Raw genomic sequence first — 26,719 nt, 5'->3', positions numbered from 1 at the left:
CTACCGAACGGTCACTTGTCGAAAGCCGACGACCACCGTTTGAGATTGCTCACAATAAGCTGCCCCCATGAAGAAGTGGGAGTACCTCACAGCCCCAGTGCTGATCCACAACACCAAGATGATTCTCGACAACTTCGGCGCGGACGGCTGGGAGCTGGTCCAGATCCTCCAGGGCGCCACGCCGGAGCAGCTCGTCGCCTACTTCAAGAGGGAGAAGCAGTGACCCCTGAGCAGAAGCTCGAGGAGCTCGGCCTGAAGCTGCCCGAGGTGCCGGCGCCCGTGGCGGCCTACGTCCCGGCCGTGCGCACCGGCGACCTCGTCTACACCTCGGGCCAGGTGCCCCTGGTCGACGGCAAGCTGGCCAGAACCGGCAAGCTGGGCGCCGACCTGACCACCGAGGAAGGCGTGGAGATGGCGCGCATCTGCGCGCTCAACGCGCTGGCCGCGCTCAGGTCCGAGGTCGGTGACCTGTCCAAGGTCGTCCGCATCGTCAAGGTCGTCGTGTTCGTGGCCAGCGAGCCGTCCTTCACCGACCAGCCGAAGGTCGGCAACGGCGCCAGCGAGCTGTTCGGCCAGGTGCTGGGCGAGGCCGGCAAGCACGCGCGCAGCGCCGTGGGCGTCGCCTCCCTGCCGCTCGACGCGCCCGTGGAAGTGGAGCTGATCGCCGAAGTCGGCTGACGGGGCATATGTCACCATGACCGAGTGATGTTCTAGGAGGAGGTCATGTGACCGGATTGCCGCTTCCAGCCGAACTCGCCGCCCGGGCGCGGGAAGTCCTCGCCGGGCGGATCCAGCCGGTGCCGGCGCGGGACGCCGCCACGGTGGTGCTCCTGCGCCCGGGACCGGAGGTCTACCTGCTGCGGCGCAAGGCCACGATGGCCTTCGCGGCGGGCGCGTACGTCTTTCCCGGCGGCTCCGTGGACGTGCGCGACACCGATCAGGCCGTCGCCTGGGCCGGGCCGTCCCCGGCGGAGTGGGGCGAGGTCTTCAACGCCGGGGAGCGGCTGGCCCGCGGGCTGGTGTGCGCGGCGGTGCGCGAGACGTTCGAGGAGTCCGGCGTGCTCCTGGCGGGGCCCGGGCCCGACTCCGTGGTGGCCGACACCACGGGTGCGGACTGGGAGGCCGACAGGCTGGCGCTGATCGACCGCAGCCTCGGCTTCGCCGACTTCCTCGCCCGGCGCGGCCTGGTGCTCCGCTCCGACCTGCTCAAGGCGTGGGCGCACTGGATCACGCCGGAGATCGAGCAGAAGCGGTTCGACACCCGGTTCTTCGCCGCCGTGCTGCCCGAGGGGCAGCGCACGCGCGACGTGGGCGGGGAGGCCGACCAGGTCGTCTGGCAGCGCCCGGACGAGGCCATAGAGCTGGCGCACAAGGGGGAGATCTTCCTCATGCCGCCCACGTACCGGACGTTGAGCGAGCTCGCGGCGTACGACAGCGTGGCCGGCGTCCTGGCCGCGCCCCGGGAGATCGTCACGATCATGCCCAGAGCCGTGGAGATCGAGGGCGAGATGCGGCTGGTGACCACATGAGCGGGCTGCACATCCCGCTCGACACGCCCGACGGGTCGCGTACCGATCACGCCGAGAACCTGCTCGCCCCCAACCCCTCGGCGATGACCCTCGACGGCACCAACACGTGGGTGATCGGCACCGGCGAGGAGGTGGTCGTCGTCGATCCCGGGCCGCAGGACGAGTCGCACCTGAGCCGCGTGCGCGAGCACCTGGGGCCGCGCCGCGTCACCGAGATCCTGCTCACCCACGGCCACTTCGACCACAGCGGCGGCGCCAAGAGCTTCGCGGGCATGGTCGGCGCGCCCGTGCGCGCCCTCGACCCGCGCCACCGGCTGGGGGACGAGGGGCTCGCCGACGGCGACGTGGTGACCGTGGCCGGCCTGGAGATCCACGTGTACGGCACCCCGGGCCACTCGTTCGACTCGCTGTGCTTCTGGCTGCCGGCGGACCGGGCGATGCTCACCGGCGACACCGTGCTCGGCAGGGGCACCACGATCATCGCCCGCGACGGCGGCCTGGCCGACTATCTGCGCAGCCTCGACCGGCTCAGAGCGGCGGCCGAGAGCCTGGAGGCGCGGGCGCTGCTGCCCGGCCACGGCCCGGTGCTGCCCGACCCGATCGGCGCGCTCGACGGCTACATCGCCCACCGGCGCGAGCGGCTCGACCAGATCAGGGCGGCGCGCGCGCAGGGCGCGCGCACGCCACGGGAGATCGTCAAGATCGTGTACGCCGACGTCGACCGATCGCTCTGGCCGGCCGCCGAGATGTCGGTGCTGGCGCAGCTGGACTATCTGGACCGGTTGTAGAGGCGGTCCATGTCGAGGATGACCACGGCCTTGGCCTCGATCCGCAGCCAGCCGCGCTGGGCGAAGTCGGCCAGCGCCTTGTTGACCGTCTCCCGCGAGGCGCCGACGAGCTGCGCCAGCTCCTCCTGGGTCAGGTCGTGGTGCACCCGCAGGCCGTCGTCGGTCTTGGTGCCGAACCGCTCGGCCAGGTCGAGCAGCTGCTTGGCCACCCGGCCGGGCACGTCGGTGAAGACCAGGTCGGCCAGCACGTCGTTGGTGCGGCGCAGCCGCTGCGCGAGCGCGCGCAGCAGGTGCAGCGCCACCTCGGGCCGGCCGGTCAGCCACGGCCGCAGGTCGTCGTGGCCCAGCCCGGCCAGGCGCACCTCGGTCAGCGCCGTCGCCGTGGCCGTGCGCGGCCGCGGGTCGAACAGCGACAGCTCGCCGAACATCTCGCTCGGCCCCAGCACGCTCAGCAGGTTTTCCCGCCCGTCCGGGGAGGTGCGGGAAAGCTTGATCTTGCCTTCCAGCACCACGTAGAGCCGGTCGCCCGTCTCGTTCTCGTGGAAGAGCGTCTGCCCCTTGGACAGCTGGACTTCGGTGATGCTCGTGCGCAGCGCGGCGGCACTCTCGCGGTCCAGCGCGGCGAACAGGGGGGCCTTGCCCAGCACATCTTCGGTGTTCACTCTGCCTCCTCTGCTGCCATTGTGACTCACCCCACTCCGGACAGCACACACAGGCTATGGGAACGCCGGAGTGTTCGGAGCCTGTCCAGGTGCGTCAGCTCCCGGGGGAAAGGTACCGGACGGCCTGATTCACCGCGCGACCGGCACTCCTCGGAGCTCAGCCCGCCCTTCGGTGGTCCCCGGAGAGGAGGTCGTCCACGGACGCCACCGCCGCCGCCACCGACCGGCTGAGCAGGACCCGGAGCACGTCCGCGGCCTGCGGGCGGGAGGCGGGTTCGGGGTGGCGGCACTGCTCGACCGCGATCCGCAGCGCGGGCCACAGGACGGAGGTGTCGCCGTCCTCGGCGCCGGTGGCCGCGAAGACCACCAGGTCGGCCCAGGCCCGTACGTCCTCCGCCCGCGGCAGGCCGGACTCCGTCGCGGAGCGCTGCCACCCGATGAGCACCTGGCCGCGCGCGCCCAGCGCCACGCTCTCCTTGCTGAGCCGCACCCCGGCGGTGCCGCGCGCGTGCAGCTTGGCCATGGCCGCGACGCAGGTCACGGCGAGCCGGTGCAGCGCCTGGCCGCGCAGCGGACCTCCATGCCGGACGAACTCCGCCAGCGTCGCTCCCTGATCACCCATGACGACCCCCTTCCAAGGCGCCAGGTTGTACGCGGATAAGCCGTCCTTGGTTCAACCGTTCCCCGGAGCTTCTACTCTTGCCGCATGGCGACGAACGCGGCGGGGCGCAAGCCTGAGACCCAGCTCGCTCTGGTTCGGCGGGCGCGCAAGATGAACCGCATCCTCGCGGAGACCTACCCGGACGCCCATTGCGAGCTCGATTTCGGCAACCCGCTGGAGCTGCTGGTCGCGACCATCCTGTCCGCGCAGTGCACGGACAAGCGGGTCAACATGGTCACCCCCACCCTCTTCGCGAAATATCCAACCGTGGAGGACTACGCCGCCGCCGACCGGCCGGAGATGGAAGAGATCATCCGCTCGACCGGCTTCTTCCGCGCGAAGACCAACAGCATCATCGGCATGGCCCAGGCGGTGTGCGAGCGCCACGGAGGCGAGGTGCCCGGCAGGCTGAAAGACCTGGTCGCGCTGCCCGGCGTGGGCCGCAAGACGGCGAACGTGGTGCTGGGCAACGCGTTCGACGTGCCGGGCCTGACCGTGGACACCCACTTCCAGCGGCTCGTCCGCCGGTTCCGCTGGACCGAGGAGACCGACCCCGTCAAGATCGAGCACGCCGTGGGCGAGCTGCTGCCCAAGCGGGAGTGGACGATCTTCTCGCACCGGGTGATCTGGCACGGCCGCCGCATCTGCCACGCCCGGCGGCCGGCGTGCGGCGTGTGCCCGCTGGCCGCGCTCTGCCCCTCGTACGGCACCGGCCCCACGGCCCCCGCCGAGGCCACCAAGCTTGTCAGGCCCGGCCCCTTCTCCTGATCGAGGGAAGTCATTCGCGCCCCGGCGTGTTGGAGGATGCGTGACCCAAGTGCCCGACTGGCTCGAAAGACTGGCGGCGCAAGCGCGGCAGATCCGTGTTCCCCCTTTCTTCCGGCCGCCCAGCCGGGGTGGCCGGGCGGCGGCGGTGCTCATGTTGTTCGGCGAGGGGCCCAACGGCCCTGACGTGCTCCTCATCCAGCGCAGCACGCGCGGCCGCAGGCACCCGGGGCAGCCCGCCTTCCCCGGCGGCGGCGTGGACCCGGAGGACGCCGGGCCGATCGAGGCCGCGCTGCGGGAGACCGAGGAGGAGACCGGGGCCGACCCCAGCGGGGTGCACGTGCTGTGCACGATGCCCGAGCTCTACCTCAACCACAGCGACAACCGCGTCACACCGGTGATCGCCTGGTGGCGCGAGCCGTCGGCGGTGCACGCGGCCTCGCCCGACGAGGTCGACTCCGTGGAGCGGGTGCCGCTCGCCGAGCTGGTCGACCCGGGCAACCGCGTCATGCTGCGGCATCCCCGTGGCACGGCGGGGCCGGCGTTCCGGGTGCGCGGGATGCTGGTGTGGGGGTTCACGGCGATGGTGCTGGACACGGTGCTGCGCGAGGCCGGGCTCGAACAGCCGTGGGATCCGGCTCAGGTGGAGGATCTGCCGCCCGACGTGGTGACCCTCGCCTCCCGCGGCTAATAGGGCGATCTGAGCGCGACGCCGAGCGAGGCCCAGCCGGCCACGTCCGCGTCGCTGTCGGCCGCCAGCGCCCGCAGCGTCTCCAGGCCCGCCCGGTCCGGCGGCTCGCCGAGCACGTGCTGCAGCGCGTACGCCGCGCCGTACCTGACCCGGGGGTCGTTGTGGGCGGCCAGGTCGATCACGGACGGGAGCGAGCGCGGGTCCGCCAGGTGGCCGAACGCGATCAGCACCGAATAGAGCACCATGGCGTCGTCCTCGCTGGCGGCGAGATAGCGCAGCACCGGCAGCGTACGGTCCACGAACGGCCGCAGCATCCCCATGATGTCCACGCCGAGGAGACGTTCGGCGACGCTGTCGGCGGCGCACAGCCGCCGCGCCTCGATGAACGACTCCAGGTCGCCCCGCTGGCGCAGCAAGGAGATCACGTGCCAGCGCAGAGGGCCGTCAGGATCGGTGTCGCGCAGCGCTGCCTGGATGAGATCGCGCACTGTTCCCTCGTCCGGCGGCATACCGCTCAAGATAGCCAGGTGAGTGACGCCGTCCTGATCGAAGACGTGCACACTTGACCGTATCGCTGGTTACCTTTGAAGCGTGCGCGGTGATCTGCTTGACCTCATCTTGATCGGCCTCGTGATCGCCTTCGGCATCTCGGGTTACCGGCAGGGTTTCATCATCGGGGCCATGAGCTTCGTGGGGTTCGTCGGCGGTGCCGTGCTGGGCGTCTTCATCGCGCCGCCCGTCTCCAAGGCCGTCGTCGACGGCGACACGCCGCAGGCGCTGCTCGCCATCGTGATCGTCTTCCTCGCCGCGACCATCGGCCAGTTCGCCTCCTCGACGCTCGGCGCCGTCGTGCGCAGCCACGTCACCTGGGAGCCCGCCAAGGTGGCCGACGCGATCGGGGGCACGTTCGCCAGCGCGCTGTCGGTGCTGGTCATCGCCTGGCTGATCGGGTCGCTGATCGTCTCGACGGCCTTCACCCCGCTCGTCGACCAGGTCAAGAACTCCGCGCTGCTGACCACGGTCGACGACGCCATCCCGCAGGCCGCGCGCAACTGGCAGCAGCCGTTCAAGAAGTTCATCGACCGCTCGGAGTTCCCGCCGGTCTTCGACGCCATCGGCGCCGGCCAGCTCATCGACGTGCAGCCGCCCGACCAGAGCGTGCTGCAGGGCGCCAAGCTGAGCCGGGCCCGCCGCGCGATCGTCAAGGTGCAGGGCAACGCCGAGAGCTGCAACAAGCACATCGAGGGCACCGGCTTCGTCTACGCCCCCGGCCGGATCATGACCAACGCCCACGTGGTCGCCGGCGTCACCCGTGACCTGCAGGTCATCGACTCCACCGGCGCCCGCCACGCGGCCACGGTCGTGCGCTACAACCCGCGGCGCGACATCGCCGTCCTCTACGTGCCGGAGCTCAACCTGCCGCAGCTGTCCTTCGACGGCGACGGCAGCCGCGGCGACAACGCGATCATCGCCGGGTTCCCGAAGGGCAAGGGCTTCACCGCCGAGCCGGCCAGGATCGGCGGACAGCTCGACGCCGAGGGCCCCGACATCTACCGGGAGAACACGGTCAGGCGGAAGGTCTACGCGATCCGCGGCCAGGTGCTGCCGGGCAACTCCGGCGGGCCGCTGCTCACGGTGGACGGCCGGGTCTACGGCGTGATCTTCGCCGCCGCGATCAACGAGGAGCAGACCGGCTACGTGCTGACGGCCGAGGAGGTCGCTCCCGACGCCTCGGCGGGCCGCAGCGACACCTCGCCGGCCAGCACGCAGGAGTGCGACTGATCAGCTGATCCAGAAGGGACCCTCCCCTTCGCACGCCCCAATGTGATAGCTTTTCACAATGTGATAGGCAATCACATGGAGGGTTGGGCATGAAGACGCGCAGGCTCGGCACGACCGACATCGAGATCACCCCCATCGGCCTGGGATGCATGCAGTTCGCCGGCACCAGGAACGTTGCCCGCTGGATGATCAGGCCCATCGACCAGGAGTCGGCCACCCAGGTGGTGCGGGCGGCACTCGACGGCGGCGTCGACTGGTTCGACACCGCCGAGATGTACGGGAACGGCAACTCGGAGGAGGCGCTGGCCGCCGCGCTCAAGGCGGCCGGGATCCGGCCCGGACAGGTCACGGTGGCCACGAAATGGGCCCCCGTCGGCCGGACGGCCGCCAGCATCACGCGGACGATCGGCGACCGCCTGCGCCACCTCGGCGGCTTCCCCGTGGACCTGCACCAGATCCACTTCCCCACCGGCTCGCTGTCGGGCATCCCGGCCCAGCTCAAGGCCATGGCGGCGCTGCTCAAGGCGGGCAGGATCCGCTCGGTGGGGGTGAGCAACTTCTCCGCCCGCCAGCTCAGGCTCGCCCACCGGGTGCTCGCGGCCGAGGGCGTCACGCTGGCCTCGAACCAGGTCCGCATCAACCTGCTGCACCGGAACGTCGAGCGCGACGGCGTCCTGGCCACGGCCCGCGAGCTGGGCGTCACGCTGATCGCGTACTCGCCGCTCGAGGGCGGCCTGCTCACCGGGCGCTTCCACGAGAACCCCGCGCTGGCCAGGTCCGCGCCGGTGATGCGCAGGTTCTTCGGCCGGCGCGAGCTGAGCGCCCGGGGGCTGGCCCGCACCAGGCCGCTGATCGGCGCCATGCGGGAGATCGGCACGGCGTACGGCGTCTCGATCTCCCAGGTGGCCGTCAACTGGGTGATCAACCGCTACGGCGACACGGTCGTGGCCATCCCCGGCGCGTCCAAGCCCCGGCAGGCGGCGGAGGCGGCCGCCACGATGGAGTTCAGCCTCACGGAGGCCGAGATCGGCAAGCTGAACGAGCTGTCGCTAATCTGAGGCGGTGTCCCCGACGCCCCGAACGAGCAAACGCGACCGCTACCACCACGGCGACCTGCGCGCCGCGCTCATCGACACCGCGATGGAGCTGATCGCCGAGCAGGGTGTGCAGGGGTTCTCGCTGGCGGAGGCCAGCAGGCGGCTCGGGGTCGCGGTCAGCGCCCCCTACCGGCACTTCGCCGACCGCGACGAGCTGCTCCTGGCGGTCGGGACACGCGTCGGGGAGTTGCTGGTCACGGCCGTGATGGCCGAGCGCGGCGGCGACTCGCCGGAGGACCGGCTGGTGGCGGTGGCCAGGGGATACGTGCGGTTCGCCGCCAAGCACCGGACGTTGTTCGAGGCCGTCTTCGGCACCCTGTCGCCGATCGCCGAGCCGGAGCTCGAACGGGCCACCCAGCCGGTGAAGGAGGCCTTCCGCACGGCCGCGATGGCGCTGTCGGGCGGCGATCCGGGTGCGGCGGAGGCGCTGGGGACGGCCGTGGCCGCCACCGCGCACGGGCTCGCGGGGCTGCTGCATCTGGGCATGTTCGGCGAGGGCGAGCGGGCCGTGGACACGGCCGTCCAGCGCGCGACGGGCGCCACGCGCGCGCTGGTCGCGGGCCGCGCCGCGCTGGGCTAGCGGGGGAGCTTGGCCAGGATCAGGGCGATGGCCTCGTCGGGGTCGCTGTCCTGGGTCAGGCCCGAGGCCGCCTTGCCGACGGGGTCGTACGCGCCGCCGTACGACTGCGCCTTGGCGGCCCCCCGGCTGAAGAGGGTCACCGCGCCGCGCCCGTTGCCGCGCTGCAGGTGCGTCAGCCCGACGCAGATCTGCGCCAGGCCCTGCCACAACTCCCGCTCTTCCTCGGGAGCGCATTTCCAGCGGCCCTCGAACACCTCGTGCGCGTTGAACGGCAGGCCCTCGTCGAGGAAGCGGCGGCCGTCGGCCAGCGCCTGCTCGGTGGTGGGGGCGTAGTCGTCGGGGACCCTGGGCAGGCCGGGGGAGCCGTAGGGGAGCGGCCTGCCGTACGCGTCGCGCGGCCGGGCGCTGCGCGGGCGGCCCTCGGGATCGCGGTCTCTCATCGGTCGGGCTCCGGATCGTTCAGCCAGCCGAGCAGCTCGGTGTCGAACACGTCGGGGATCTCCTCATGGGGGAAGTGGCCGGCCGCCTCGAACAGCCGCCACCGGTAGGGGGCCGCCACGTAGCGGCTCGAACCCTGCGCCGTGCGTGGCAGGACGCTCGGGTCGAGCGCTCCGTGCAGGTGCAGCGTGGGGGCCTCGACCTCGGTACGCATGGCCCGGGCGTAACGGCGGCCGTCGGGGCGGAGCTGGGAGCGGCCGAACCAGCGGTGGTATTCCAGCGCCGAGTGCGCCACGGCCGGGATCCGGAACGCCTCGCGGTAGGTCCGCGACTCCCCGGGGTCCGGCCAGCCGGGCCGCGACCAGTCCTCCAGCAGCCGCCCCACCAGGGCCGCGTCGTGGCGCGTGAGCCGGCGCTCGGGCAGCAGGGGAAGCTGGAACCCGAGCCGGCGGCCACTGGCCCTGAGCTGCCCGAAGGGGTCGGTCAGCAGCGCGTTGCGCAGCCGCAGCGGGTGTGGTGCCGACACCGCGACCAGCCGGCGTACGCACTTGGGGTCGAGCACGGCCATCGTCCAGGCCAGCAGCCCGCCCCAGTCGTGCCCCACCACGATCGCCCCGGTCTCGCCCAGCGCCCTGATCAGCCCCGTCGCGTCGGCGGCCAGCGTGGGCAGGTCGTAGCCGCGCGGCGGCTTGTCACTGCCGCCGTAGCCGCGCAGGTCGGCCGCCACCGCCCGGTATCCCGCGCCCGCCAGCGAGGTGAGCTGGTGCCGCCAGGTCCACCAGAACTGCGGGAACCCGTGCAGCAGCAGCACCAGTGGCCCGTCACCGGCCTCCACGACGTGGAACCGGGTGCCGCCCGCGTGCACCGCGCGGTGCGTCCACGGGCCCTCGATCTGGACGACGGACTCGTCAGGCGCCATCTCGGGTCACCGGCTCGCGATCCGGGCTGGGCACCGGCAGCGCCGGCTCCTCGGGAGTGGCGATCTCCTTGAGCCCCTTGATCGATCGGGCGGTGCGCTTCATCCCGGCCAGACCCTTGAGCCGGCGGATCCCGACGAACACCAGCAGACCCGCGACCAGCAGGTAGAAGACGGTCACGATGAGGAAGGCGAGCCAGTTGGGCATGACCTGGGCCAGCGCGTAGGCGATCGTGAACGAGGCGAGGATCAGGCACAGGTGCGCCATGAAGGCCGCGGCGGCGAACATCCCGGCCGCCGTGCCGACCCGCTTGGCGTCGAACCTGAACTCGGCCTTGGCCAGCTCGATCTCCGAGCGGATCAGGGACGAGATGTGACTGCTCGCCTGGGCGACCAGCGAGCCCAGGGATTCTTCCTCGGGAGTCTGCGGCATGAACGTCTCCTATCGAGGCCTGGTGGCCGTGTCAAACATCATCCAGCGCAAATGCGGCGCTGCGTACTCGTGCGTTGAGCAACACCGCCGCCAGGATCGACGCGATGAGGCCGGCCGCGAGGTTCCCGGTGGTGACGGCTTCGGCACGCTGCCGATCGTCGCCGTACGCCATGTCCCGACAGTCTCGCCAGGCCGAGCCGTACGGAAAGCCAGGCACCGCCGAACACGCCGAGGAACTTACCGAGCACGCGTTCCGCCATCACTCCCAGAACTACCCGATCGGAAAAGATAGCGCCCTGGTTTGATCCATCCGGCTTCACCCCGCCGACATGAAGGCGAAGGCCGGGCATGACCAGGCCGCCAGGGAGGCGATGATCGAGGGCGGCCCTGCGCGGGGCCGGCCTCGGTCCCGGGGAGCGCGTCATGGCCGTCCGGGGAGAGGTTCGCCCAGGTCGGGGCGGCTTTGCCGGCGACGAGCACGGCGGTCACCGGCCGGGAACGGCCACGTCTCGGCCGGTGGCTCAGCGTACCTATGTAGCCGCATGTCCCGTTTCATTGGGACATGCGGCTACGTGTGTGGTTCTAGTCCTCCGCCTTCGCGGACGGGAGCTTCTCCGAGATCAGGTTCATCACCGTGCTGTCGGCCAGGGTGGTGACGTCGCCGATGCTGCGGTTCTCGGCCACGTCGCGCAGGAGGCGGCGCATGATCTTGCCGGACCGGGTCTTGGGCAGCTCGGGAACTACCAGGATCTGGCGCGGCTTGGCGATCGGGCCGAGCGTCTTGGACACGTGGTTGCGCAGGTCGGAGGCGATGTCGTCGTTCTCCTCGGCGGAGCCGCGCAGGATCACGAACGCCACGATGGCCTGGCCGGTCACCGGGTCGGTCGCGCCCACCACGGCCGCCTCGGCCACCTTCGGATGGCTGACCAGCGCGCTCTCCACCTCGGTGGTGGAGATGTTGTGGCCGGAGACCAGCATGACGTCGTCCACGCGGCCGAGCAGCCACAGGTCGCCGTCGTCGTCCTTCTTGGCGCCGTCGCCGGGGAAGTACATCCCCTCGAAACGGCTCCAGTAGGTGTCGATGTAGCGCTGGTCGTCGCCCCAGATCGTGCGGAGCATGGAGGGCCATGGCTCGCGTACGACGAGGAAGCCGCCCCCGCCGTCCGGGACGCTGTTGCCCTGGTCGTCCACCACGTCGGCGGTGATGCCGGGCAGCGGGCGCATGGCGGCGCCCGGCTTGCCCGCGGTCACGCCGGGGAGCGGGCTGATCATGATGGCGCCGGTCTCCGTCTGCCACCAGGTGTCCACGACGGGGCAGCGGTCGTGGCCGATGTGCTCGCGGTACCAGACGTACGCCTCGGGGTTGATCGGCTCGCCGACGGAGCCCAGGATGCGCAGGCTGGACATGTCGTACTTGGCGGGGATGTCGTCGCCCCACTTCATGAACGTCCGGATCGCCGTGGGCGCGGTGTAGAGGATCGTGATCTTGTACTTCTGCACGATCTCCCAGAACCGGCCGCGGTGCGGGGTGTCCGGGGTGCCCTCGTAGATGACGCTGGTGGCGCCGTTGGCCAGGGGGCCGTACACGATGTAGGAGTGGCCGGTCACCCAGCCGATGTCGGCCGTGCACCAGTAGATGTCGGACTCGGGCTTGAGGTCGAAGACCGCGTGGTGGGTCCAGGCCGTCTGCGTCAGGTAGCCGCCGGTGGTGTGCAGGATGCCCTTGGGCTTACCGGTGGTGCCGCTGGTGTAGAGGATGTACAGCGGGTCCTCGGCGTCGTGGGGCTCGGCGGTGTGCTGGTCGCTCTGGCGCTCCACCACGTCGTGCCACCACACGTCCTTGCCGTTGGTGGCGACGTCCTGGCCGGTACGCCGTACGACGAGGACGTGCTCGACCTGCGGGCACTCGGCGACGGCCTCGTCCACGGTCGGCTTGAGCGCCGACGGCTTGCCCCTGCGGTAACCGCCGTCGGCGGTGATGACCAGTTTGGCGTCGGCGTCGTCGATCCGGCTCTTCAGCGCGCTGGCCGAGAACCCGCCGAACACCACCGAGTGGACCGCGCCGATGCGGGCGCAGGCCAGCATCGCGATCGGCAGCTCGGGGATCATCGGCATGTAGATCGCGACCCGGTCACCCTTGTTCACGCCGAGCTCCCGCAGGGCGTTGGCGGCCTTGCTGACCTCGGTCTTCAGGTCGTTGTAGGTGAGGGTGCGGGTGTCGCCCTCGGGCTCGCCCTCCCAGTGATAGGCGACCTTGTCGCCGCGGCCCTCGTCGACGTGGCGGTCGACACAGTTGTAGGCGACGTTGAGCTCCCCGCCGACGAACCACTTGGCGAAGGGGGGATTCCATTCGAGCGTCGTGTCCCACCGTTTGGCCCACGTGAGCCGGTCGGCAGCCTGCTCCCAGAAGGCGAGACGGTCCGCGGCGGCCTCGTCATATGCGGCTGCGGTCACGTTCGCGGCCGCCGCCAGGTCGGCCGGCGGTGCGAACCGGCGATTCTCCTGCAGCAGGTTGGACAGCGCCTGGGGCTCGTTACCAGCGGTCTCCGGGGCCACCTCATGCTCCTTCTATGGCCAGATTGGATAGGTCGTGTCCCACTTCACCAGCTCACGACCTCGGTACACAAGAGGTCTAGACAGGTCTGTACCGTGGGGGAGCCTTATCAGGGCGCATTACAACTGCTATTGAAATGTTGTCATCCTGAAATCTGGAGAATATGCGGGTGGGGTTTATGGGCCCCCCTCGGGGCCGGGTGCGCCGGGGTTTCTCTGGGGTTGGCTGCCGGGCCGTTCCCGGCCGTACACCGAGGGTCACCTCCGCCCGGCCGGTACGCCTGCCGCCCCACGTGATCCGGCGTCCCGCCACTCTCTGCCACCCCGCCACCCCGCCACCGCCCTGGATCGCCGCACCGGGGTCACTCTGGTGGTGGGCCCCGCGCCTCGTCGTCCCGGTGCTACCCGCAGGTAAGGTCATGTCTCGTGAGTGACCCATTGGCCGCCATCGCCCGGTTCCCCGGTGTCCCGGAGGCGGTGGACGAGGCCCGGCAGGCCGTCGACCGGCTGTACCGCCACCGCGTCCTGCGCCGGGCCAGCCCCGCGGTGTCCACGGAGTCGTCCCTGCGCGGCGCGCGGGCGTCGGCCGCCATCGAGGGCGTGGACGTGCCTCTGGACGTCCTGCGCCGGGACGAGGCGCACGACCCGCTGGTGCAGGGGGCGCTGCGCGCGTCGGCGGAGATGGGCCGCCTGGGCGTGACGTGGCGGAAGGCGCCCCGGCAGGTGCTCGCCCGGCTGCACGTCGTGGCGGCGGCCGGCCTGACGCCGCAGGAGGAGCTCGGCCGCCCCCGTGCCTTCGACGAGGCCTCCGACCCGCTGTCCCTGGGCCCGGCGCCGGCCGCCGCCGACACCGCGGCCCGCATGGAGGGCCTGCTCGGCCTGCTCGAACAGCCCACGAAGGCGCCCGCCATCGTGCTGGCCGCCGTGGTGCACGCGGAGCTGGCGGTGCTGCGCCCGTTCGGCACGGCGGACGGGATCGTGGCGCGTTCGGCGGAGCGGTTGACGCTGGTCGAGTACGGGCTGGACCCGAAGTCACTGGTCGCGGTCGAGGTGGGGCACCTGGAGCTGGCGTACGGGGATGCGCTGCGCGCGTACCTGAGCGGGACGCCGGAGGGCGTGGGCACCTGGGTACAGCACTGTGCCGCTGCGGTAAGCCTCGGCGTACGCGAGACGACTGCGATCTGTGAGGCCATGCAGAGGGGCTGACGCGAGCCGCGGGGGAGTTACGGACATAGCTGACGGCGTCTCAGTCATGAGACGCCGTCTGCCGTGCATCACACCGGGTTACCAAGCGTGCACCTCTATCCGTCGGAGCGGGTCAAGCCCGTCACGACGCGCCTCCCGCGGCTGGTCGCGCGTGGGTGCCCGGTTGATGCACCCGGACAAGTGGTCCGTGACACCTTTCTACGACGGATCCGCCCTGATGGGAACCCCTCGTACCAAGACCTTTACCCGACCATGGTCCGGCACTTCGGGTATGGGGGTGGCGACACCTTGACCGGCCGGTTACCGAGCCGCGATGATCACTCTCTGTGATCGTCTTTATGTGATCGTTATGGGGTGGCGAAAAAACTTGGCGAAAATGCGAGATTGCTCCTCGACGAAACTCGAGTCGATCGGGCAGCATACGTGGGTATCACCTGAAACTGGAGCGACCGTGCAAGGGATAGCTTTGCAAGTCCCTTGCCAGGCTCTGGTCCAGTGATGAAAGCTTTCTTCTGAAACGGGACCGGCTCTACCCCCCCGGAGCCGGACCGATCAGGCGACCCCCGCTCTCCCCCCCGGCGGGGGTCGCCCCTTTTCCACCCCCAGCTGGCTCGGCCCCGCCCCCTCGGCCCCGCCACGCATGCCACGCCACGACGGCCCCCCGCCCTGCACGGTGCAGGCCCGCCTCGCACGGCCCCGGCCGCCTCGCACGGCCCTGGCCGCCTCGCATGGCCCAGCCTCCGCACGATCCTGGCCCCCTGACGGCCCGGCCCCACTGACGGCCCGACCCCACTGACGGCCCGACCCCACTGACGGCCCGACCCCCCGCCTGGCCCGGCCCGCCCTGCATGCCCTACAGCCACCCGGGCTTTCCGGGATCACCACCCTCTGGCACCGGGCCGCAGAGCCTGGCACAGCGAGTTATCCACAGCACCTGACCCCACCCCACCCCCGATCCACAGAACCCCGTTCGGCTCGCCACCGCCCCCGCCACCTCCACCAGGGTGGGCCTCCCAACCCCGCAGGGAGGCCTCACATGCACCGCCCCTTGGTCATCACCGAAGACCACGCCCTACTCGACGACCTGGTCCGCATCGCCGCCGCGGCCGGTGCGCAGCTCGACGTGGCCCACATCCCCGCCCACGCCCGCCCCTTCTGGAACCTCGCCCCGCTGATCGCCATCGGCGCGGACCAGGCGGACGCCGTGGCCGCGACCTCACCTCCCGCCCGAGACCAGGTCCTCCTCGTGACCCGAGACACCGAGGACCCGGACACCTGGCGAAAATGCGTGGCCGTGGGCGCTCAGACCGTCCTGACCCTCCCCGGCGACGAACGCCACCTGGTCGACCGGTTCGCGGATGCCATGGAGCCGGACCCCCGGTCGGGATCCGTGATCTGCGTGATCGGCGGCCGAGGCGGAGCGGGCGCGAGCGTGCTCGCCGCCTGCCTGGCTCTGCGTGCCTCGGCCGACCACCTCCGCACCCTGCTCGTGGACGCCGACCCGCTGGGCGGCGGCATAGACGCGTTGCTGGGCCACGAGGAGGCGCCGGGCGCCCGCTGGGGGGACCTGGTGGCCAGGGAGGGCAGGATCAATTCCGGCGCCTTGCAAGCGGCGCTGCCCGCGTTCGGGGAGCTGGCCGTGCTGTCCTTCCACAGAGGCGAGGTGGCGGCGATCCCCGCGCAGGCCATGCGCTCGGTCCTCGAAGCGGGCCGGCGCGGCTTCGACCTCGTCGTCGTCGACCTCCCCCGGCACCTGGACCCGGCCTCGACAGAGGCCCTGACCAGAGCGAAGACCACGTTGGCGGTGGCCACGGCGGACGTACGCGGCATCCTCTCGGCCGCTCAGGTCCTGTCCGAGGTACGCAAACACACCGCCGACGTCCGCGCCGTCCTCCGTCCGGGAGTCCTGGACGACGACATGGCCATGGCCTCCCTGGGCGTCCCATCCGTCGGCAACCTCCCCGACCAGCCCAGGCTCACCGCCACCCTCAACCGCGGAGAGCTGCCCAAACTGGGCCCGCGCACCGTGCTGGGCGCCCTCTGCACCTCCCTCCTGCGAGACCTCCTCCCAACGGCATGACCCCCGACCTCCAAGTCCAGGAGCCACACCCGCAAGCCCGGCCCGCCGTCTCCCCAGACCTGGTCGAGGCCGTTCGCGTACGCCTGGCCCGGACAGGCGCCGAGCCCAGCGCCGCCCAGGTGGCAGTGGCCCTGAGAGCCGAGAAGTCCGTGTACGGCGACGCCGAGATCCTCGCCGTCGCCCGGGCCCTGTGCGCCGACCTGATGGGCGCGGGTCCACTGGAACCGCTCCTGGCCCGCCCCGACGTTACGGACGTCCTGGTCAACGGCTCCCGCGAGGTATGGATCGACGACGGCACCGGCCTGCGCCGAACCCCGGTCACGTTCGCGGACGACGGAGCCGTCCGCAGGCTGGCGCAACGCCTGGCGACGGCCGCGGGCAGGCGCCTGGACGACGCATCCCCGTACGTGGACGCCCGGCTCCCAGGAGGAGTACGCCTCCACGCGGTGCTCCCGCCTGTCGCGTCCGGCGGCACCTGCGTCTCCCTGCGCCTGCCACCACGCCGCACCTTCACCCTGACGGACCTCGTCTCGGCAGGCACGATCGCCCCGTCCGCGATTACGGTGCTCACCGCCATGGTCACCGCCAGGCTCGCCTTCCTTGTGACAGGCGGCACCGGCACGGGCAAGACCACGCTCCTGTCGGCCCTGCTCTCCCTCGCGGACCCGGGCGACCGCCTCCTGCTGGTGGAGGACTCGGCCGAGCTCCGCCCCCTCCACCCTCACGTGGTCCGCCTGGAGACCCGCCCGGCGAACCTGGAGGGCGCGGGCGGGGTGGGCCTGCGCGACCTGGTCCGGCAGGCGCTCAGAATGCGCCCCGACCGCCTGGTGGTCGGAGAGGTGAGAGGAGCCGAAGTAGTGGATCTTCTCGCCGCCCTGAACACCGGCCACGAGGGCGGTTGCGGCACGCTGCACGCCAACACGGCGGCCGACGTACCACCTCGTCTGGAGGCGCTCGGCTGCGCGGCGGGCCTGAGCAGAGAGGCCGTGCACAGCCAACTGGCCGCCGCCCTCGACGCGGTCATCCACCTGACCCGCGGCCGCCCGGACGGCCGAAGGCGCATAGCCGAGATCTGCCTGCTCTCCAGAACACCGGCCGGCTTCGTCGAGTCGGTCCCGGCCCTGACCTTCGACGCAGCAGGCGGCACCCGACCAGGCCCCGGCTACGACGCCCTGACCCGCCGAGCACACCTGGGTCGAAACCACGATCACCCCAGCACAGCCGTCCCTGAACCGTGCGATCTCCCCACAACGGAACCAAGGCGATGACCAGCGCCCTCATATCCGCGTTGTCCACAGCCTTCGCCATATGGCTGTGGACAGCCCCCGACCCAGCCACAACCCGACTGACCAAGCTGTTGACCTCGGACATGCCCAAACCCTCATCATGGCCACCCCTGTCCAGGCTCCTCACCCGCCCCAGCCCTGCCCGCCGCGCGGAGGCCTGGCGACGGGCATCGATCGAGCTGTGCCAGTCCCTGTCAGCGGAATTGACGGCCGGCCGCACCCCCGGCGAGGCCCTCACCAGAGCCATGACCGCAGTGGACTTCCCCGACCCCAGCCTCCTCCGCCCGGTGATCGCGGCCGCACGGGACGGCGGCGACGTCTCCGCGGCCCTGACCTCATCGGCCCCACCACAAGGAGGAGAGGGCCTCCACAGGCTGGCGGCCTGCTGGGAGGTCGGCACCACGGTGGGCGCGGGCATGGCCTCCTTGATCGACCGAGTGGCACACACGTTACGAACCGCCCAGGCCCACCGCCAGGACGTGGCAGCACAACTGGCGGGACCACGCACCACAGCCAGAATGCTCGCCATCCTCCCGGCCCTCGGCCTCCTCATGGCCGGCGCCCTGAACATGCACCCCCTGGACTTCCTGTTCGGCAGCTTCCCCGGCTTCATGTGCCTGGTGACCGGGGCCGCCCTGGACGCCTGCGGCCTGTGGTGGACCAACCACATGGCAACCCAAGCCCAGACCTGAACTCAAGACCCCGCCCCCACAACCCCTCACGCCAAGCCTTACATCCCGAACGGCCCCCGAACCAACGCCCCCGATCGGATTCCCGCCGATGCTCCAGCTGCTGTCCGCGCTGTGCGCCGCCATCTCCGCCTGGCTGTGGCTCTCACCAAGAACGCCCGCAGAACGCCTCACCCGCCTACGCCCCCCGAACAACCCCCCGTCCTCACCAGCCTCCCCCTCCCACCCCCAAGCCCCCAAAGGCCCCCAACTCCGCCAACACCCTCAACTCCGCCAACACCCTCAAGACCTTCAGCACCCGAACAGCCATGCCACCCGACCCCCCGACGAAAGCCAGCACCCCCCAATCTGGCTGGACCCGACTCCCCGCCCACACAAGCTCACCCGCAGAACAACCCTCACCGCCACATGCACGGGCCTGATCTTCGTGTTCCTGATCGGGGGCCTGGCCGGAGCCGTCGCCGGCCTCCTCATCACACCGGCAGTGGGTCTGTACCTGCACAGAAGAGAACCCCAACAATCAGCCCAGCACGACCGCCACCGAATCGCCGCCGACCTCCCCTTCGCCGCCGACCTGATGACCGCCTGCCTGCGCGCCGGATGCCCGGTGAGCGCCGCCACGGAGATCGCCGCCCACGCGATAGGCGGCCCCCTCGGCGACCGTCTGTCCTGGGCAAGCAGCCAGCTACGCCTGGGCGCCGACCCCGAGCCAACCTGGGCCGCCCTCGCAAGAGACCCCGCCATGGGCCAACTGTCCCGAGCCATGAGCCGCGCCGCGCAAAGCGGCGCCCCGGTGGCCGACGTCCTGACCCGGCTGGCCGACGACGCCCGAGAAGCCGCCAGAGCCACCGCTGTCGCCTCGGCGAGAAGCGTCGGTGTGAAGGCGGTAGCGCCTTTGGGCCTGTGCTTCCTCCCGGCGTTCGTCCTACTGGGCATCGTCCCGGTAATAGCCGGCCTAGCCTCCACCATCATCATCCCGTAACCACAAACACCCCTCCGAGACACCACACCCGCAGGCCCCTGCAACCCCGTGCCGGAGCCCACCAGCGCTCAATCCACCAGCACGACCAACCAACGCCTACGGACTCCTCATCACCAAGGCATCGCTATCCACAAGGCATTACTCCAGCGCCTCACTTATCCACAGAACGGCGCTCGGCTCACCGGCACCCACCCCGCCTGAGCGAGCCTTGGACTCCCGCCGGACAAGACCCCGGCTCCCGAACACCCTGGAGGCAAGATGCACAGTCCCGCCACCACGCCAGACGACATCAAAGCCACCCCAGACCGGATTCCAACCACCACGTCGAGCACCAGCCCACACGGCCACATCGTCCGAAGCCTCATCCAGCAATTCGTCCGAAGCCCCACCCAGGCCGCCACAACAAATCCGTCCGACCTCGCAACCCATGGGCACAACGCCACCCGAACCACCACCGCTTACACCACGTCGACAGCCACCCTCACCACCCGCACCACAGCAGCAGACGCTCCAACACCCCGCACCACAGCAGCAGACGCTCCAACACCCCACACCACGGCAGCAGACGCTCCAACCCCCCGCACCGCCACGGCGGATGCTCCAACGACCCAAAAGCCAGCAACGGCGGGCGCCACCCCGCAGCGAGACCCGTCAGCTCCGATCAAGCAGTCCGTGAACCCCTCACCAACCCCTAACCGACACACCAGAAGCCCTCGCCTGCGCCCCAACAAGTGGCTCCACTACGCAACCGTCAACCGCGAGCGCGGCATGTCCACCGCCGAATACGCAGTAGGAACCATCGCAGCCTGTGCCTTCGCCGCGCTCCTCTTCAAGGTCGTGAGCAGCCCAGAGGTCCAGGAAATGCTGACGTCACTCATCGACCGAGCACTCAACACGACGAAGGAATGACCTTCCGCCACACGCGGACCCTCATGAGCACCGAGCGGCCGGCATCGCGCGGTTCGGTTACGGCCGAGACCGCCGCGATGCTGCCCGCCCTCATGGTCGTGCTGGCCGCCGCCCTGTGGGCCATTCAAGCCGTCGGCGTCCAACTCGAATGCGTCGATGCCGCCCGAGCAGCAGTCCGAGCCGCAGCCAGAGGCGAGCCCCTGGACCAGGTCCGCACTTTCGCCCGCGCAGCCACCAGCCCAGACGCTCAAGTAGACATAACCCGCGATCCGAAACTAACAAAAGTGCAGATCACAGTAGAAGTACGTCCGTCCTGGGGCGAATCCCTACCCGCAGTCCGCGTATCGGCAACAGCCACCGCAGACACCGAACGATGACCTCGTCACCGAGACGCTCGCCGTTGCCCTGCCGCGCCTGGATATGTACGACGGAGCCTCGGTGACGACCGTTCCGGGCTGTACCGTGCGGAGGGCGCCCTCACTCGCCACATGTCCGAGCCGGCTCCGCTGAGCACCGGGTCGGGCGCCCGGCGAATTCGCTCAACACGATGCTGGCCCAGATCGAGCGGGGGAGGGTCGCGGCGAAGCGTCGCGACCAGCCTCATCGGTCGACACCGCCGCCACGGCATGGGCTGCCTGCACAAGGCACTGATGCCTCATATCGCCATCACAAACACCTATGGCCTCTACGGCCTTCAAGACATCGGATGGGGAGGAAGCAATCAACCCCAAAGATCGTGGCAAAGCGCTCAACCCCAGAGACCGTGGCTCGGCCACCCTCTGGGGCGTCGCCCTCATGGGGCTTCTGATGGCGATCGCCACAGCGTTCGCAACGGTGGGATCTGTGCGCGTGGCCCGCCACCGAGTCAACAGCGCCGCAGACCTCAGCGCCCTGGCAGCGGCGAAGCTCGCGTTGATCGACCCGGAAGGCGCCTGCGAGAGGGCCTCCGCATTGGCCAAGGAAAATGGCGTCGACCTGACGCAATGCAAGATCACCGAAGACGTCGCCGACGTCTGGACCGCGTTACCGATCTCATTGCCGATATTGGGACCCCGCACCCTGACGGGTAGATCGCGCGCAGGCCCAGCGACTCCCGCCGCACCAACGGGAAACGATCACTAGCCGCCGCATCCTCGGTCGCTGCATTGGGTGTGTGTGCTGCCCGGGCTGATCGATGACGGTCTTTTAGCTTGGGGACTCGGCGCTGCCGCTGTGTCTGTGAAGCGAGATATCGATCGAGAAGATGAGGCGTTTTCTGTGTCAACCAGCACGTTGTTCTGGACTCGTTCCGCGACGCACCCTAGGTGTAGATCTTCGAATGCAACGATGAATTGCTGATCTTCGAACGAGAGATCGAGCGGTGTGAGCGGCGTCCTTGTGCAAGAACTCCAGGCGGTTGCATGAACGCTCTTGCACGAAATGGGGCGTGGTCCAAGGGCTGGGGCGCTTTGTGGCTGTTGTGGCTTGACGGGGCAATGTCGCAATCAAGTCACGACTTCTTGGACGTGGTGTCCAAGAGTTGGATCCCTCCCGTAAGGTTCCGCTTACCCTCGGTCCATGCCGTATGTGACAGGGAGTCTGGGAGCGCAGGACCACAGTCGCTAGGGTGCGGGTCCGGGGACGGTCGGTGACCGTATCGGCCGGGCGGACTGCACTTCCGGTCGTCGCATGAACGCCCCGTGGGTGCTCAGGCGGCGAGGCTCTCGATGGAGGGAAGCGTCGTGACGGTAGTCGGCAGAGTGGTGGCCGCAGGGCTGATCGTGGCCGGATCCATCGCGCTTGGCGGAGCCGCTCAAGCAGACACGATGACGGGGCAGGGCGATTCCTCCGGTCAGATCACCTCACCCTCTGACGGTCAGGTGGTGTCGGACTCGTCCGTCACGGTCTCCGCGCGTACGGGCCTGATGCAGCTGCGGATAGGGCTGTACGTCGAAGGGCCCTCCACGCCCAGCCAGAAGGTCGCGGGAGGTGGGGCGAACCAGACGATCTCCGGTACGTTCGTGGCCGGCGACGCCCCCAACGGGACCTTCACCGTGACCCTCAAGGGAGAGATCACCGGGACCAGGTACGCGACCAGCACGTTCAAGCTGCGACGGCCTGCCGAGGCGCCGGGCGACGTGAACGCGAGCAAGCAGGGCACCAGCAAGGTCCTGGTGACCTGGAGCAAGGGGTCCGAGCCTGACCTGCAGTCGTACGAGGTGTCCAACACGCAGTCCGGCGTGGTCGGGAGACTGCCCGCCGACAGCGCGTGCGCGGGTTCGTCCTGCAAGGCGGTGCTGGGCGTGCCCGCCAAGGCGGCGGGGCAGAGGGTGGGGTTCACGGTCAAGGCGTTCAGGGGGGACGGCGACGGCGGGTCGATCGGATCGGACGAGTCGGCGGCCGCGTACATCAGTTTCCCCGCCGCCCCCGCGGCGCAGCCGACGAAGAAGACGACGACCGGCAACGATCAGACGCCGAAGAGCAGAGACGCCAGAGGCGTCGATGCGCTGCCCACGTTGCCCGCCAAGAAGCAGACCGTCCCCTCGGCCAAGCCGACGACCCGCAAGCCGACCACCACGAAGCTGCCGGACCTGCCTGACGCCGATCCGAGTGGCAACCTTCCGATTCCGACCGCCGACGCGCAGGGCGACAACGGCGAACTGGCGCCGGCGGATGTGAAGGAGGACGGTGGGGATACGGCTCCCGTGCAGAGCGATGGCGTGAAGGCCCAGTCGAACGAGTCGCCGATCGGGAGTCTCGGCCAGTACGGCTTTTACGTGGCGGGAGGCATTCTCCTGCTGCTGCTCGGCGCCCATGCGGGTGCCTGGGCCCGGCGGCGTTCGCTGGCCACGGGTGCGGGCGGCTCCGTACCCGTGCCCTCCGCACCCGTGCCCTCGGCACTCGGAGATGGCGGTGCACCAACTGGTGGGGCGCAGGTCGCCAGGGTGGCCGATCGCGAGGCTCATGTCGGAGAGGTGGATGGCAACGTCACGCCCGCCACGACGGCACCGCGTCGGCCGGCGGTCATCCTGGCCGTTGCCAGGACTCGCGTCCCCGAGCAGCCGTCTCGAGCTCAGCGGCCCGAATCGGGCGGGGAGCCGGTGGGGTTCGGCGCGGAGGCGTTGCCGGGGGTTGGTGAGGTGCCCTCGCAGCCGTCGGCGGCACCGTCGGCGGCACCGTCGGCGGCGCCCTCGGTGACTGTCTCGGAGCAGGGGCGGCTGCAGTCGCCCTCACGTGATCAGGTGCGTAGAGAAGATCAGGTGCGCGGAGAAGTGGCGCGCCGTGGAGATGTCGATGGTGAGCTCGGAGCGGACACGGTGAGAGGTGGTGGCCAGAGGTCAGGCCGTGAGGGGCCGCTCGGTCTTGAGGGGCGGGGCGGTTACGAAGGGCGGGGCGGTTATGAGGGGCGGGGCGGTTGCGAGGGGCTGCCCCGTCTTGAGGGACTGCCCGGTCTTGAGGCGGGGCTCGGTCTTGAAGGGAGTGGCGGCGGTCTGGAGGGGCGGCCTGGCCGTGGGGGGTCGGGCGGGGATAAGGGGCCGGGGCATATCGCGTTGCCGCGTTCGGCGGTAACGGATGTTCCTGAGCCCTCTGCTCCGACGGTCACGCCCGCCGTGCGCCTTGAAGAGCGCTGGAACGACTACCTGCCGCCGTCGCCGAGGTCCATGGAGGACAGCGGTTTCTGGGAGCGTCCGCAGCCAGGGGCTGCCGACTTCTGGGCGGCGGATGATGATGGCGCTGACGACGGTAGCCAAAAGGGCGATGAACGGGCTTATGCGAGTCGTCGGCACAGAGGTGGAGAGAGCTAGATAGCTGCGGAGGACCTCTGATGGGGCGGTAATTGCTCTGTTTTTCGGCCCGGGTTGTTTATTTTGACTGAGGCTCCCTGTCGAGTGAGGCCGGGGGCGATCGACAGGCGGGCTGGGCTGTTCGGAGTGTGTGGGCGTGATGCTGGTTACGTGTGCTGATGGTGTGTGTTGGGGCGGTGGGGGCACTTCGGCGATGGTGTGGGTGGAAGGTTGTGAATTTGGGGGAGGTGATGAGTGATTAATGGCGTGACGGGAGTGGGGGGCTGGTTTGTTGAGTGACTTATTGGGGGGTTAGGAGTGTGTTGAGGAGGCGGATGGCGCCTCGTTTGTCCAATGGCTCGTTGCCGTTGCCGCATTTCGGGGATTGGATGCAGGAAGGGCAGCCTCGTTCGCATTCGCAGGACATGATCGCTTCCCTCGTGGCCGTCAGCCAGTCCGTGGCGCGGGCGTAGCCGCGTTCGGCGAAGCCGGCGCCGCCCTCGTGGCCGTCGTACACGAAGACGGTGAGCAGGCCCGTGTCGGCGTGCAGTTCCGTGGAGACGCCGCCGATGTCCCAGCGGTCGCAGGTGGCGAAGAGGGGGAGCAGACCGATGGAGGCGTGTTCGGCGGCGTGGGCGGCTCCACCGAGATCGATGCCCGCTTCGGCGAGAGGCGCTACCGCCGAGGCGGGGAGCGTCCACCAGACGGCGCGGGTACGGAGGGTGCGGGGCGGCAGCTCCAAGGGCTCGTCTCCGAGCACTTCGCCCGACTGGAGACGCCTCATGAGGTAGGAGACCACCTGGCGGGTCACCTCCACCTCGCCGAAGTGCAGCGTGCCGGGCCCCAAGGGGTGGGAGCGTTCGGTGGAGAGGATGGAGATGTCGGTGATGTCCCGGGCGAACGTCGTGTAGTCGGGGTTCGCGCTCGAGACCAGGGCCACTCCGGCTTCCAGGTCCAGGACCTCCACCAGGAAGGTCTCGCCCTGGTGCAGGTAGATCGCGCCGGTGTGGACCGTGGTGTGGGCCGAGGGCTCGTCCACACTGCCCAGGAGGCGGCCGGTGGACGACTCCACGACCTGGATGGGGGCGCCTCCGCCGCCTCGGATGTCGGCGAGGTCGGTGGCGCGCTCGCGCCTGGTCCAGAACCAGCCTGCCGGACGCTTTCTGAGCAGGCCCTGCGCCACCAGGTCCTCCAGGACCTTTGACGTGGTGGTGCCGAAGATCGGCAGGTCGTCCTCGGTCAGCGGGATCTCGGCGGCCGCGGCGCAGAGGTGGGGGCCCAGGACGTACGGGTTGCCGGGGTCGAGGACGATCGCCTCCACGGGCTGGCCGAACAGGGCCTGGGGGTGGTGGACGAGGTAGGTGTCCAGCGGGTCGTCCCGGGCGATCAGCACGGCGAGGGCGTCCTGGCCGTCGCGGCCCGCCCGGCCGGCCTGCTGCCAGAGGGAGGCGCGGGTGCCCGGCCAGCCGGCGATCAGTACGGCGTCCAGCCCCGAGACGTCGACGCCCAGTTCGAGGGCGTTCGTGGTGGCCAGGCCCATGATGGTGCCTGCGCGGAGGGCTTTCTCCAGGAGTCGGCGGTCCTCGGCGAGGTATCCGGCCCGGTAGGCGGCGATCTTGTTGGGGAGGTCGGCGAGTTCTGCCGCGTGAGAGGGGTCGTCCGGAAGCGCCCAAGTCAGAGGGCCATGAGCGGTGAGTGGGCCGTTAGGCGGTTCTGATGGGTGGAGCGGGAACTGCTGGTGTTTGTCGGTTGCGGGGTCGATTGGGCGATCGGCAGTTCTCGGGTCAGCTTGAGAGGTCGGATTGGTCGGGTCAGCTTGAGGGGTCGGGTTGGTCGGGTCGGTTTGAGGGGTCGGGTTGGTCGGGTCGGTTTGAGGGGTCGGGTTGGGCGTGGTGATCGGGTTGGTCGGGGTGGTCGTGGTGATCGGGTCAAGCGGGTTCGCCCCACTGGAGGGGCGGGAGGGACTAGCGCTGGGGCTGGAGGGACCGGAGGAGGGGGTGGCGGCGCTGGAGGTGGCGGGGCTGGAGGTGGTGGAGCTGGGGGTGGGGAAAGGGGGGGAGATGGAGAAGGCGACGTCGGCCAGCTTGGCGCGGGCGGACAGGGCGACCGTCTCCGCGCCCCGGCGGGAACGGACGAAGGCGAGCGTTCGTACGTCGGCCAGGACGAGGTCCGCGAGAAGATCCGCCGCCTCCGCCGTGGCCGTGCGCCGTACGGGAGCCCCGCCCTCGCCCCGGAGCTCCGTCAGGGGCGGCTCCCACAACGCGATGGTGGTTGAACCCTTCGGCGAGGCGTCCACCGTCACCTCGTCCATCTCAAGCCCCGTCAGCCTCATCGCGAACGCCCCCGGCTCGCTGGCCGTCGCCGAGGCGAGCAGGAACGTGGGGTGCGCGTTGTAGCGGGCACAGGCGCGGCGCAGGCGGCGCAGGATCTGGGCGACGTGGGAGCCGAACACGCCGCGGTAACCGTGGCACTCGTCCACGACGACCAGGCGCAGGCGGCGGAAGAACGACGACCACTGCGCGTGGCGGGGAAGGATGCTGCGGTGGAGCATGTCGGGATTCGTCAGGACGTAGTTGGCGTGCTGGCGTACCCAGGTCCGCTCCTCGAACGGCGTGTCACCGTCGAAGCAGGCCGCGCGCACCTGGGTGATGCGCAACTCGCGCAGGCCTCGGAGCTGGTCGGCGGCCAGTGCCTTGGTCGGCGTCAGGTACAGGACCGTGCCGCCGTCGAGACAGGAGGCGATCGCCGGGGTGAGGTACGCCAGCGACTTCCCCGACGCCGTGCCTGTGGAGATGATCACGTTTCGGCCACGAAAAGCCAGGTCGGCGGCCTCGTACTGGTGTGGCCAGAGTCCTGTGACCCCACGGTTCGCCAAGCGCGTAACAAGCACTTCAGGCGTCCATTTGGG

The 26,719-nt window shown here is 70.1% G+C and carries 27 protein-coding genes and 1 pseudogene; 18 read left to right on the top strand and 10 right to left on the bottom strand.

The window, feature by feature from the left end; genetic code table 11:
• Nucleotides 1-67: 67 nt before the first annotated feature.
• Genes ACTWPW_RS06470 through ACTWPW_RS06455 form a run of 4 tightly spaced genes read left to right on the top strand, consistent with a single transcriptional unit; the run spans nt 68 to nt 2,317 of the window.
• Nucleotides 68-223, top strand: a complete 156-nt coding sequence (locus ACTWPW_RS06470; RefSeq protein ID WP_165959776.1) for a hypothetical protein — start codon at nt 68-70, stop codon at nt 221-223.
• A complete protein-coding gene (locus tag ACTWPW_RS06465; protein ID WP_375117247.1) occupies nt 220-678 on the top strand; it encodes a RidA family protein in 459 nt (152 codons plus the stop codon). Before ACTWPW_RS06470 ends, ACTWPW_RS06465 begins: the two co-directional genes overlap by 4 nt.
• A 56-nt stretch (nt 679-734) precedes the next feature.
• The gene (locus ACTWPW_RS06460; RefSeq protein ID WP_375117364.1) at nt 735-1,529 is read left to right on the top strand and encodes an NUDIX hydrolase; all 795 of its coding nucleotides are present in this window, start codon (nt 735-737) and stop codon (nt 1,527-1,529) included.
• Nucleotides 1,526-2,317 (top strand): MBL fold metallo-hydrolase, encoded by a 792-nt coding sequence (locus ACTWPW_RS06455; RefSeq protein ID WP_375117246.1) that lies wholly within the window; start codon nt 1,526-1,528, stop codon nt 2,315-2,317. The genes ACTWPW_RS06460 and ACTWPW_RS06455 overlap by 4 nt, the downstream gene beginning before the upstream one ends.
• Here the strand turns inward: ACTWPW_RS06455 and ACTWPW_RS06450 are convergent.
• Together ACTWPW_RS06450 and ACTWPW_RS06445 are read right to left on the bottom strand one after the other, a co-directional pair.
• Nucleotides 2,299-2,979: a Crp/Fnr family transcriptional regulator gene (locus ACTWPW_RS06450; RefSeq protein WP_043629901.1), complete on the bottom strand. Its 681-nt coding sequence runs from the start codon at nt 2,977-2,979 to the stop codon at nt 2,299-2,301. The two genes, ACTWPW_RS06455 and ACTWPW_RS06450, sit on opposite strands and share 19 nt — an antisense overlap.
• Before the next feature lie 157 nt (nt 2,980-3,136).
• Complete coding sequence (locus ACTWPW_RS06445) at nt 3,137-3,601, bottom strand: hypothetical protein (RefSeq protein WP_375117245.1); 465 nt, start codon at nt 3,599-3,601, stop codon at nt 3,137-3,139.
• 84 nt (nt 3,602-3,685) lie between these two features.
• On the opposite strand from ACTWPW_RS06445, the gene nth reads away from it, so the two are divergent.
• Both nth and ACTWPW_RS06435 read left to right on the top strand, forming a co-directional pair.
• Nucleotides 3,686-4,408 carry an endonuclease III gene (gene nth, locus ACTWPW_RS06440; RefSeq protein WP_364137685.1) on the top strand — a complete coding sequence of 241 codons (723 nt, stop codon included), beginning with the start codon at nt 3,686-3,688 and terminating at the stop codon, nt 4,406-4,408.
• A gap of 40 nt (nt 4,409-4,448) precedes the next feature.
• Complete coding sequence (locus ACTWPW_RS06435; RefSeq protein WP_375117244.1) at nt 4,449-5,096, top strand: NUDIX hydrolase; 648 nt, start codon at nt 4,449-4,451, stop codon at nt 5,094-5,096.
• On the opposite strand, the gene ACTWPW_RS06430 is transcribed toward ACTWPW_RS06435, so the two are convergent.
• Nucleotides 5,093-5,605, bottom strand: coding sequence for a HEAT repeat domain-containing protein (locus ACTWPW_RS06430; protein WP_364137689.1), 513 nt, complete (start codon nt 5,603-5,605; stop codon nt 5,093-5,095). The two genes, ACTWPW_RS06435 and ACTWPW_RS06430, sit on opposite strands and share 4 nt — an antisense overlap.
• Before the next feature lie 82 nt (nt 5,606-5,687).
• On the opposite strand from ACTWPW_RS06430, the gene ACTWPW_RS06425 reads away from it, so the two are divergent.
• The 3 genes from ACTWPW_RS06425 to ACTWPW_RS06415 all read left to right on the top strand — a co-directional run bounded on the left by ACTWPW_RS06425 (nt 5,688) and on the right by ACTWPW_RS06415 (nt 8,555).
• Complete coding sequence (locus ACTWPW_RS06425) at nt 5,688-6,878, top strand: MarP family serine protease (RefSeq protein ID WP_375117243.1); 1,191 nt, start codon at nt 5,688-5,690, stop codon at nt 6,876-6,878.
• 89 nt (nt 6,879-6,967) lie between these two features.
• Entirely contained in the window at nt 6,968-7,936 is a 969-nt protein-coding gene (locus ACTWPW_RS06420) for an aldo/keto reductase (protein WP_443168168.1), read from the top strand.
• 4 nt (nt 7,937-7,940) lie between these two features.
• On the top strand, nt 7,941-8,555 hold the full coding sequence (locus tag ACTWPW_RS06415; RefSeq protein WP_375117241.1) for a TetR/AcrR family transcriptional regulator: 615 nt from the start codon (nt 7,941-7,943) through the stop codon (nt 8,553-8,555).
• Here ACTWPW_RS06415 and ACTWPW_RS06410 read toward each other — a convergent pair.
• The 6 genes and pseudogenes from ACTWPW_RS06410 to acs all read right to left on the bottom strand — a co-directional run bounded on the left by ACTWPW_RS06410 (nt 8,552) and on the right by acs (nt 12,898).
• Entirely contained in the window at nt 8,552-8,995 is a 444-nt protein-coding gene (locus ACTWPW_RS06410; protein ID WP_375117240.1) for a DUF309 domain-containing protein, read from the bottom strand. The genes ACTWPW_RS06415 and ACTWPW_RS06410 overlap by 4 nt on opposite strands.
• Entirely contained in the window at nt 8,992-9,912 is a 921-nt protein-coding gene (locus tag ACTWPW_RS06405) for an alpha/beta fold hydrolase (RefSeq protein WP_375117239.1), read from the bottom strand. The genes ACTWPW_RS06410 and ACTWPW_RS06405 overlap by 4 nt, the downstream gene beginning before the upstream one ends.
• Nucleotides 9,902-10,342, bottom strand: coding sequence for a phage holin family protein (locus ACTWPW_RS06400; protein ID WP_364126061.1), 441 nt, complete (start codon nt 10,340-10,342; stop codon nt 9,902-9,904). Before ACTWPW_RS06400 ends, ACTWPW_RS06405 begins: the two co-directional genes overlap by 11 nt.
• A 31-nt stretch (nt 10,343-10,373) precedes the next feature.
• Nucleotides 10,374-10,514, bottom strand: coding sequence for a hypothetical protein (locus tag ACTWPW_RS06395; protein WP_375117368.1), 141 nt, complete (start codon nt 10,512-10,514; stop codon nt 10,374-10,376).
• A gap of 16 nt (nt 10,515-10,530) precedes the next feature.
• Nucleotides 10,531-10,767 (bottom strand): annotated as a pseudogene (locus ACTWPW_RS06390) (Na+/H+ antiporter NhaA); the annotation flags it as partial.
• Nucleotides 10,768-10,924: 157 nt separating this feature from the next.
• Nucleotides 10,925-12,898, bottom strand: coding sequence for an acetate--CoA ligase (acs, locus tag ACTWPW_RS06385; protein WP_375117238.1), 1,974 nt, complete (start codon nt 12,896-12,898; stop codon nt 10,925-10,927).
• Between the two features lie 423 nt (nt 12,899-13,321).
• On the opposite strand from acs, the gene ACTWPW_RS06380 reads away from it, so the two are divergent.
• The 9 genes from ACTWPW_RS06380 to ACTWPW_RS06340 all read left to right on the top strand — a co-directional run bounded on the left by ACTWPW_RS06380 (nt 13,322) and on the right by ACTWPW_RS06340 (nt 23,832).
• On the top strand, nt 13,322-14,101 hold the full coding sequence (locus tag ACTWPW_RS06380) for an oxidoreductase (protein ID WP_443168167.1): 780 nt from the start codon (nt 13,322-13,324) through the stop codon (nt 14,099-14,101).
• 1,036 nt (nt 14,102-15,137) lie between these two features.
• Nucleotides 15,138-16,181 carry a septum site-determining protein Ssd gene (ssd, locus tag ACTWPW_RS06375; RefSeq protein WP_375117236.1) on the top strand — a complete coding sequence of 348 codons (1,044 nt, stop codon included), beginning with the start codon at nt 15,138-15,140 and terminating at the stop codon, nt 16,179-16,181.
• Complete coding sequence (locus ACTWPW_RS06370; protein WP_443168166.1) at nt 16,178-17,449, top strand: TadA family conjugal transfer-associated ATPase; 1,272 nt, start codon at nt 16,178-16,180, stop codon at nt 17,447-17,449. The genes ssd and ACTWPW_RS06370 overlap by 4 nt, the downstream gene beginning before the upstream one ends.
• Nucleotides 17,446-18,159, top strand: coding sequence for a type II secretion system F family protein (locus tag ACTWPW_RS06365; RefSeq protein WP_443168165.1), 714 nt, complete (start codon nt 17,446-17,448; stop codon nt 18,157-18,159). Before ACTWPW_RS06370 ends, ACTWPW_RS06365 begins: the two co-directional genes overlap by 4 nt.
• Nucleotides 18,160-18,583: 424 nt before the next feature.
• Entirely contained in the window at nt 18,584-19,138 is a 555-nt protein-coding gene (locus tag ACTWPW_RS06360; protein WP_443168164.1) for a type II secretion system F family protein, read from the top strand.
• A 258-nt stretch (nt 19,139-19,396) separates the two neighbouring features.
• Nucleotides 19,397-20,047 carry a DUF4244 domain-containing protein gene (locus ACTWPW_RS06355; protein ID WP_443168163.1) on the top strand — a complete coding sequence of 217 codons (651 nt, stop codon included), beginning with the start codon at nt 19,397-19,399 and terminating at the stop codon, nt 20,045-20,047.
• Complete coding sequence (locus ACTWPW_RS06350; RefSeq protein WP_443168162.1) at nt 20,044-20,424, top strand: TadE family type IV pilus minor pilin; 381 nt, start codon at nt 20,044-20,046, stop codon at nt 20,422-20,424. The genes ACTWPW_RS06355 and ACTWPW_RS06350 overlap by 4 nt, the downstream gene beginning before the upstream one ends.
• 301 nt (nt 20,425-20,725) lie before the next feature.
• Nucleotides 20,726-21,169, top strand: coding sequence for an Rv3654c family TadE-like protein (locus tag ACTWPW_RS06345; protein WP_443168161.1), 444 nt, complete (start codon nt 20,726-20,728; stop codon nt 21,167-21,169).
• A 599-nt stretch (nt 21,170-21,768) separates the two neighbouring features.
• On the top strand, nt 21,769-23,832 hold the full coding sequence (locus tag ACTWPW_RS06340; protein ID WP_443168160.1) for a hypothetical protein: 2,064 nt from the start codon (nt 21,769-21,771) through the stop codon (nt 23,830-23,832).
• A 280-nt stretch (nt 23,833-24,112) separates the two neighbouring features.
• Here the strand turns inward: ACTWPW_RS06340 and ACTWPW_RS06335 are convergent, their stop codons facing one another.
• Complete coding sequence (locus ACTWPW_RS06335; protein ID WP_443168159.1) at nt 24,113-26,611, bottom strand: DEAD/DEAH box helicase; 2,499 nt, start codon at nt 26,609-26,611, stop codon at nt 24,113-24,115.
• Between the last annotated feature and the right edge of the window lie 108 nt (nt 26,612-26,719).

The sequence above is a fragment of the Nonomuraea sp. KM90 genome (genome assembly GCF_052246675.1).
Taxonomy (GTDB): Bacteria; Actinomycetota; Actinomycetes; order Streptosporangiales; family Streptosporangiaceae; genus Nonomuraea.
This window is presented reverse-complemented; position numbering and strand designations above follow the sequence as displayed.

Bases quoted from the DNA above. Each gene is read 5' to 3' on its own strand.
- ACTWPW_RS06355 (WP_443168163.1), top strand. From the start codon at position 19,397: ATGCACAGTCCCGCCACCACGCCAGACGACATCAAAGCCACCCCAGAC.
- ACTWPW_RS06395 (WP_375117368.1), bottom strand. From the start codon at position 10,514: ATGGCGTACGGCGACGATCGGCAGCGTGCCGAAGCCGTCACCACCGGG.
- ACTWPW_RS06350 (WP_443168162.1), top strand. From the start codon at position 20,044: ATGACCTTCCGCCACACGCGGACCCTCATGAGCACCGAGCGGCCGGCA.
- ACTWPW_RS06455 (WP_375117246.1), top strand. From the start codon at position 1,526: ATGAGCGGGCTGCACATCCCGCTCGACACGCCCGACGGGTCGCGTACC.
- ACTWPW_RS06410 (WP_375117240.1), bottom strand. From the start codon at position 8,995: ATGAGAGACCGCGATCCCGAGGGCCGCCCGCGCAGCGCCCGGCCGCGC.
- ACTWPW_RS06345 (WP_443168161.1), top strand. From the start codon at position 20,726: ATGGCCTCTACGGCCTTCAAGACATCGGATGGGGAGGAAGCAATCAAC.
- ssd (WP_375117236.1), top strand. From the start codon at position 15,138: ATGCACCGCCCCTTGGTCATCACCGAAGACCACGCCCTACTCGACGAC.
- ACTWPW_RS06420 (WP_443168168.1), top strand. From the start codon at position 6,968: ATGAAGACGCGCAGGCTCGGCACGACCGACATCGAGATCACCCCCATC.
- ACTWPW_RS06400 (WP_364126061.1), bottom strand. From the start codon at position 10,342: ATGCCGCAGACTCCCGAGGAAGAATCCCTGGGCTCGCTGGTCGCCCAG.
- nth (WP_364137685.1), top strand. From the start codon at position 3,686: ATGGCGACGAACGCGGCGGGGCGCAAGCCTGAGACCCAGCTCGCTCTG.
- ACTWPW_RS06365 (WP_443168165.1), top strand. From the start codon at position 17,446: ATGACCAGCGCCCTCATATCCGCGTTGTCCACAGCCTTCGCCATATGG.
- ACTWPW_RS06405 (WP_375117239.1), bottom strand. From the start codon at position 9,912: ATGGCGCCTGACGAGTCCGTCGTCCAGATCGAGGGCCCGTGGACGCAC.
- ACTWPW_RS06370 (WP_443168166.1), top strand. From the start codon at position 16,178: ATGACCCCCGACCTCCAAGTCCAGGAGCCACACCCGCAAGCCCGGCCC.
- ACTWPW_RS06470 (WP_165959776.1), top strand. From the start codon at position 68: ATGAAGAAGTGGGAGTACCTCACAGCCCCAGTGCTGATCCACAACACC.
- ACTWPW_RS06445 (WP_375117245.1), bottom strand. From the start codon at position 3,601: ATGGGTGATCAGGGAGCGACGCTGGCGGAGTTCGTCCGGCATGGAGGT.
- ACTWPW_RS06430 (WP_364137689.1), bottom strand. From the start codon at position 5,605: ATGCCGCCGGACGAGGGAACAGTGCGCGATCTCATCCAGGCAGCGCTG.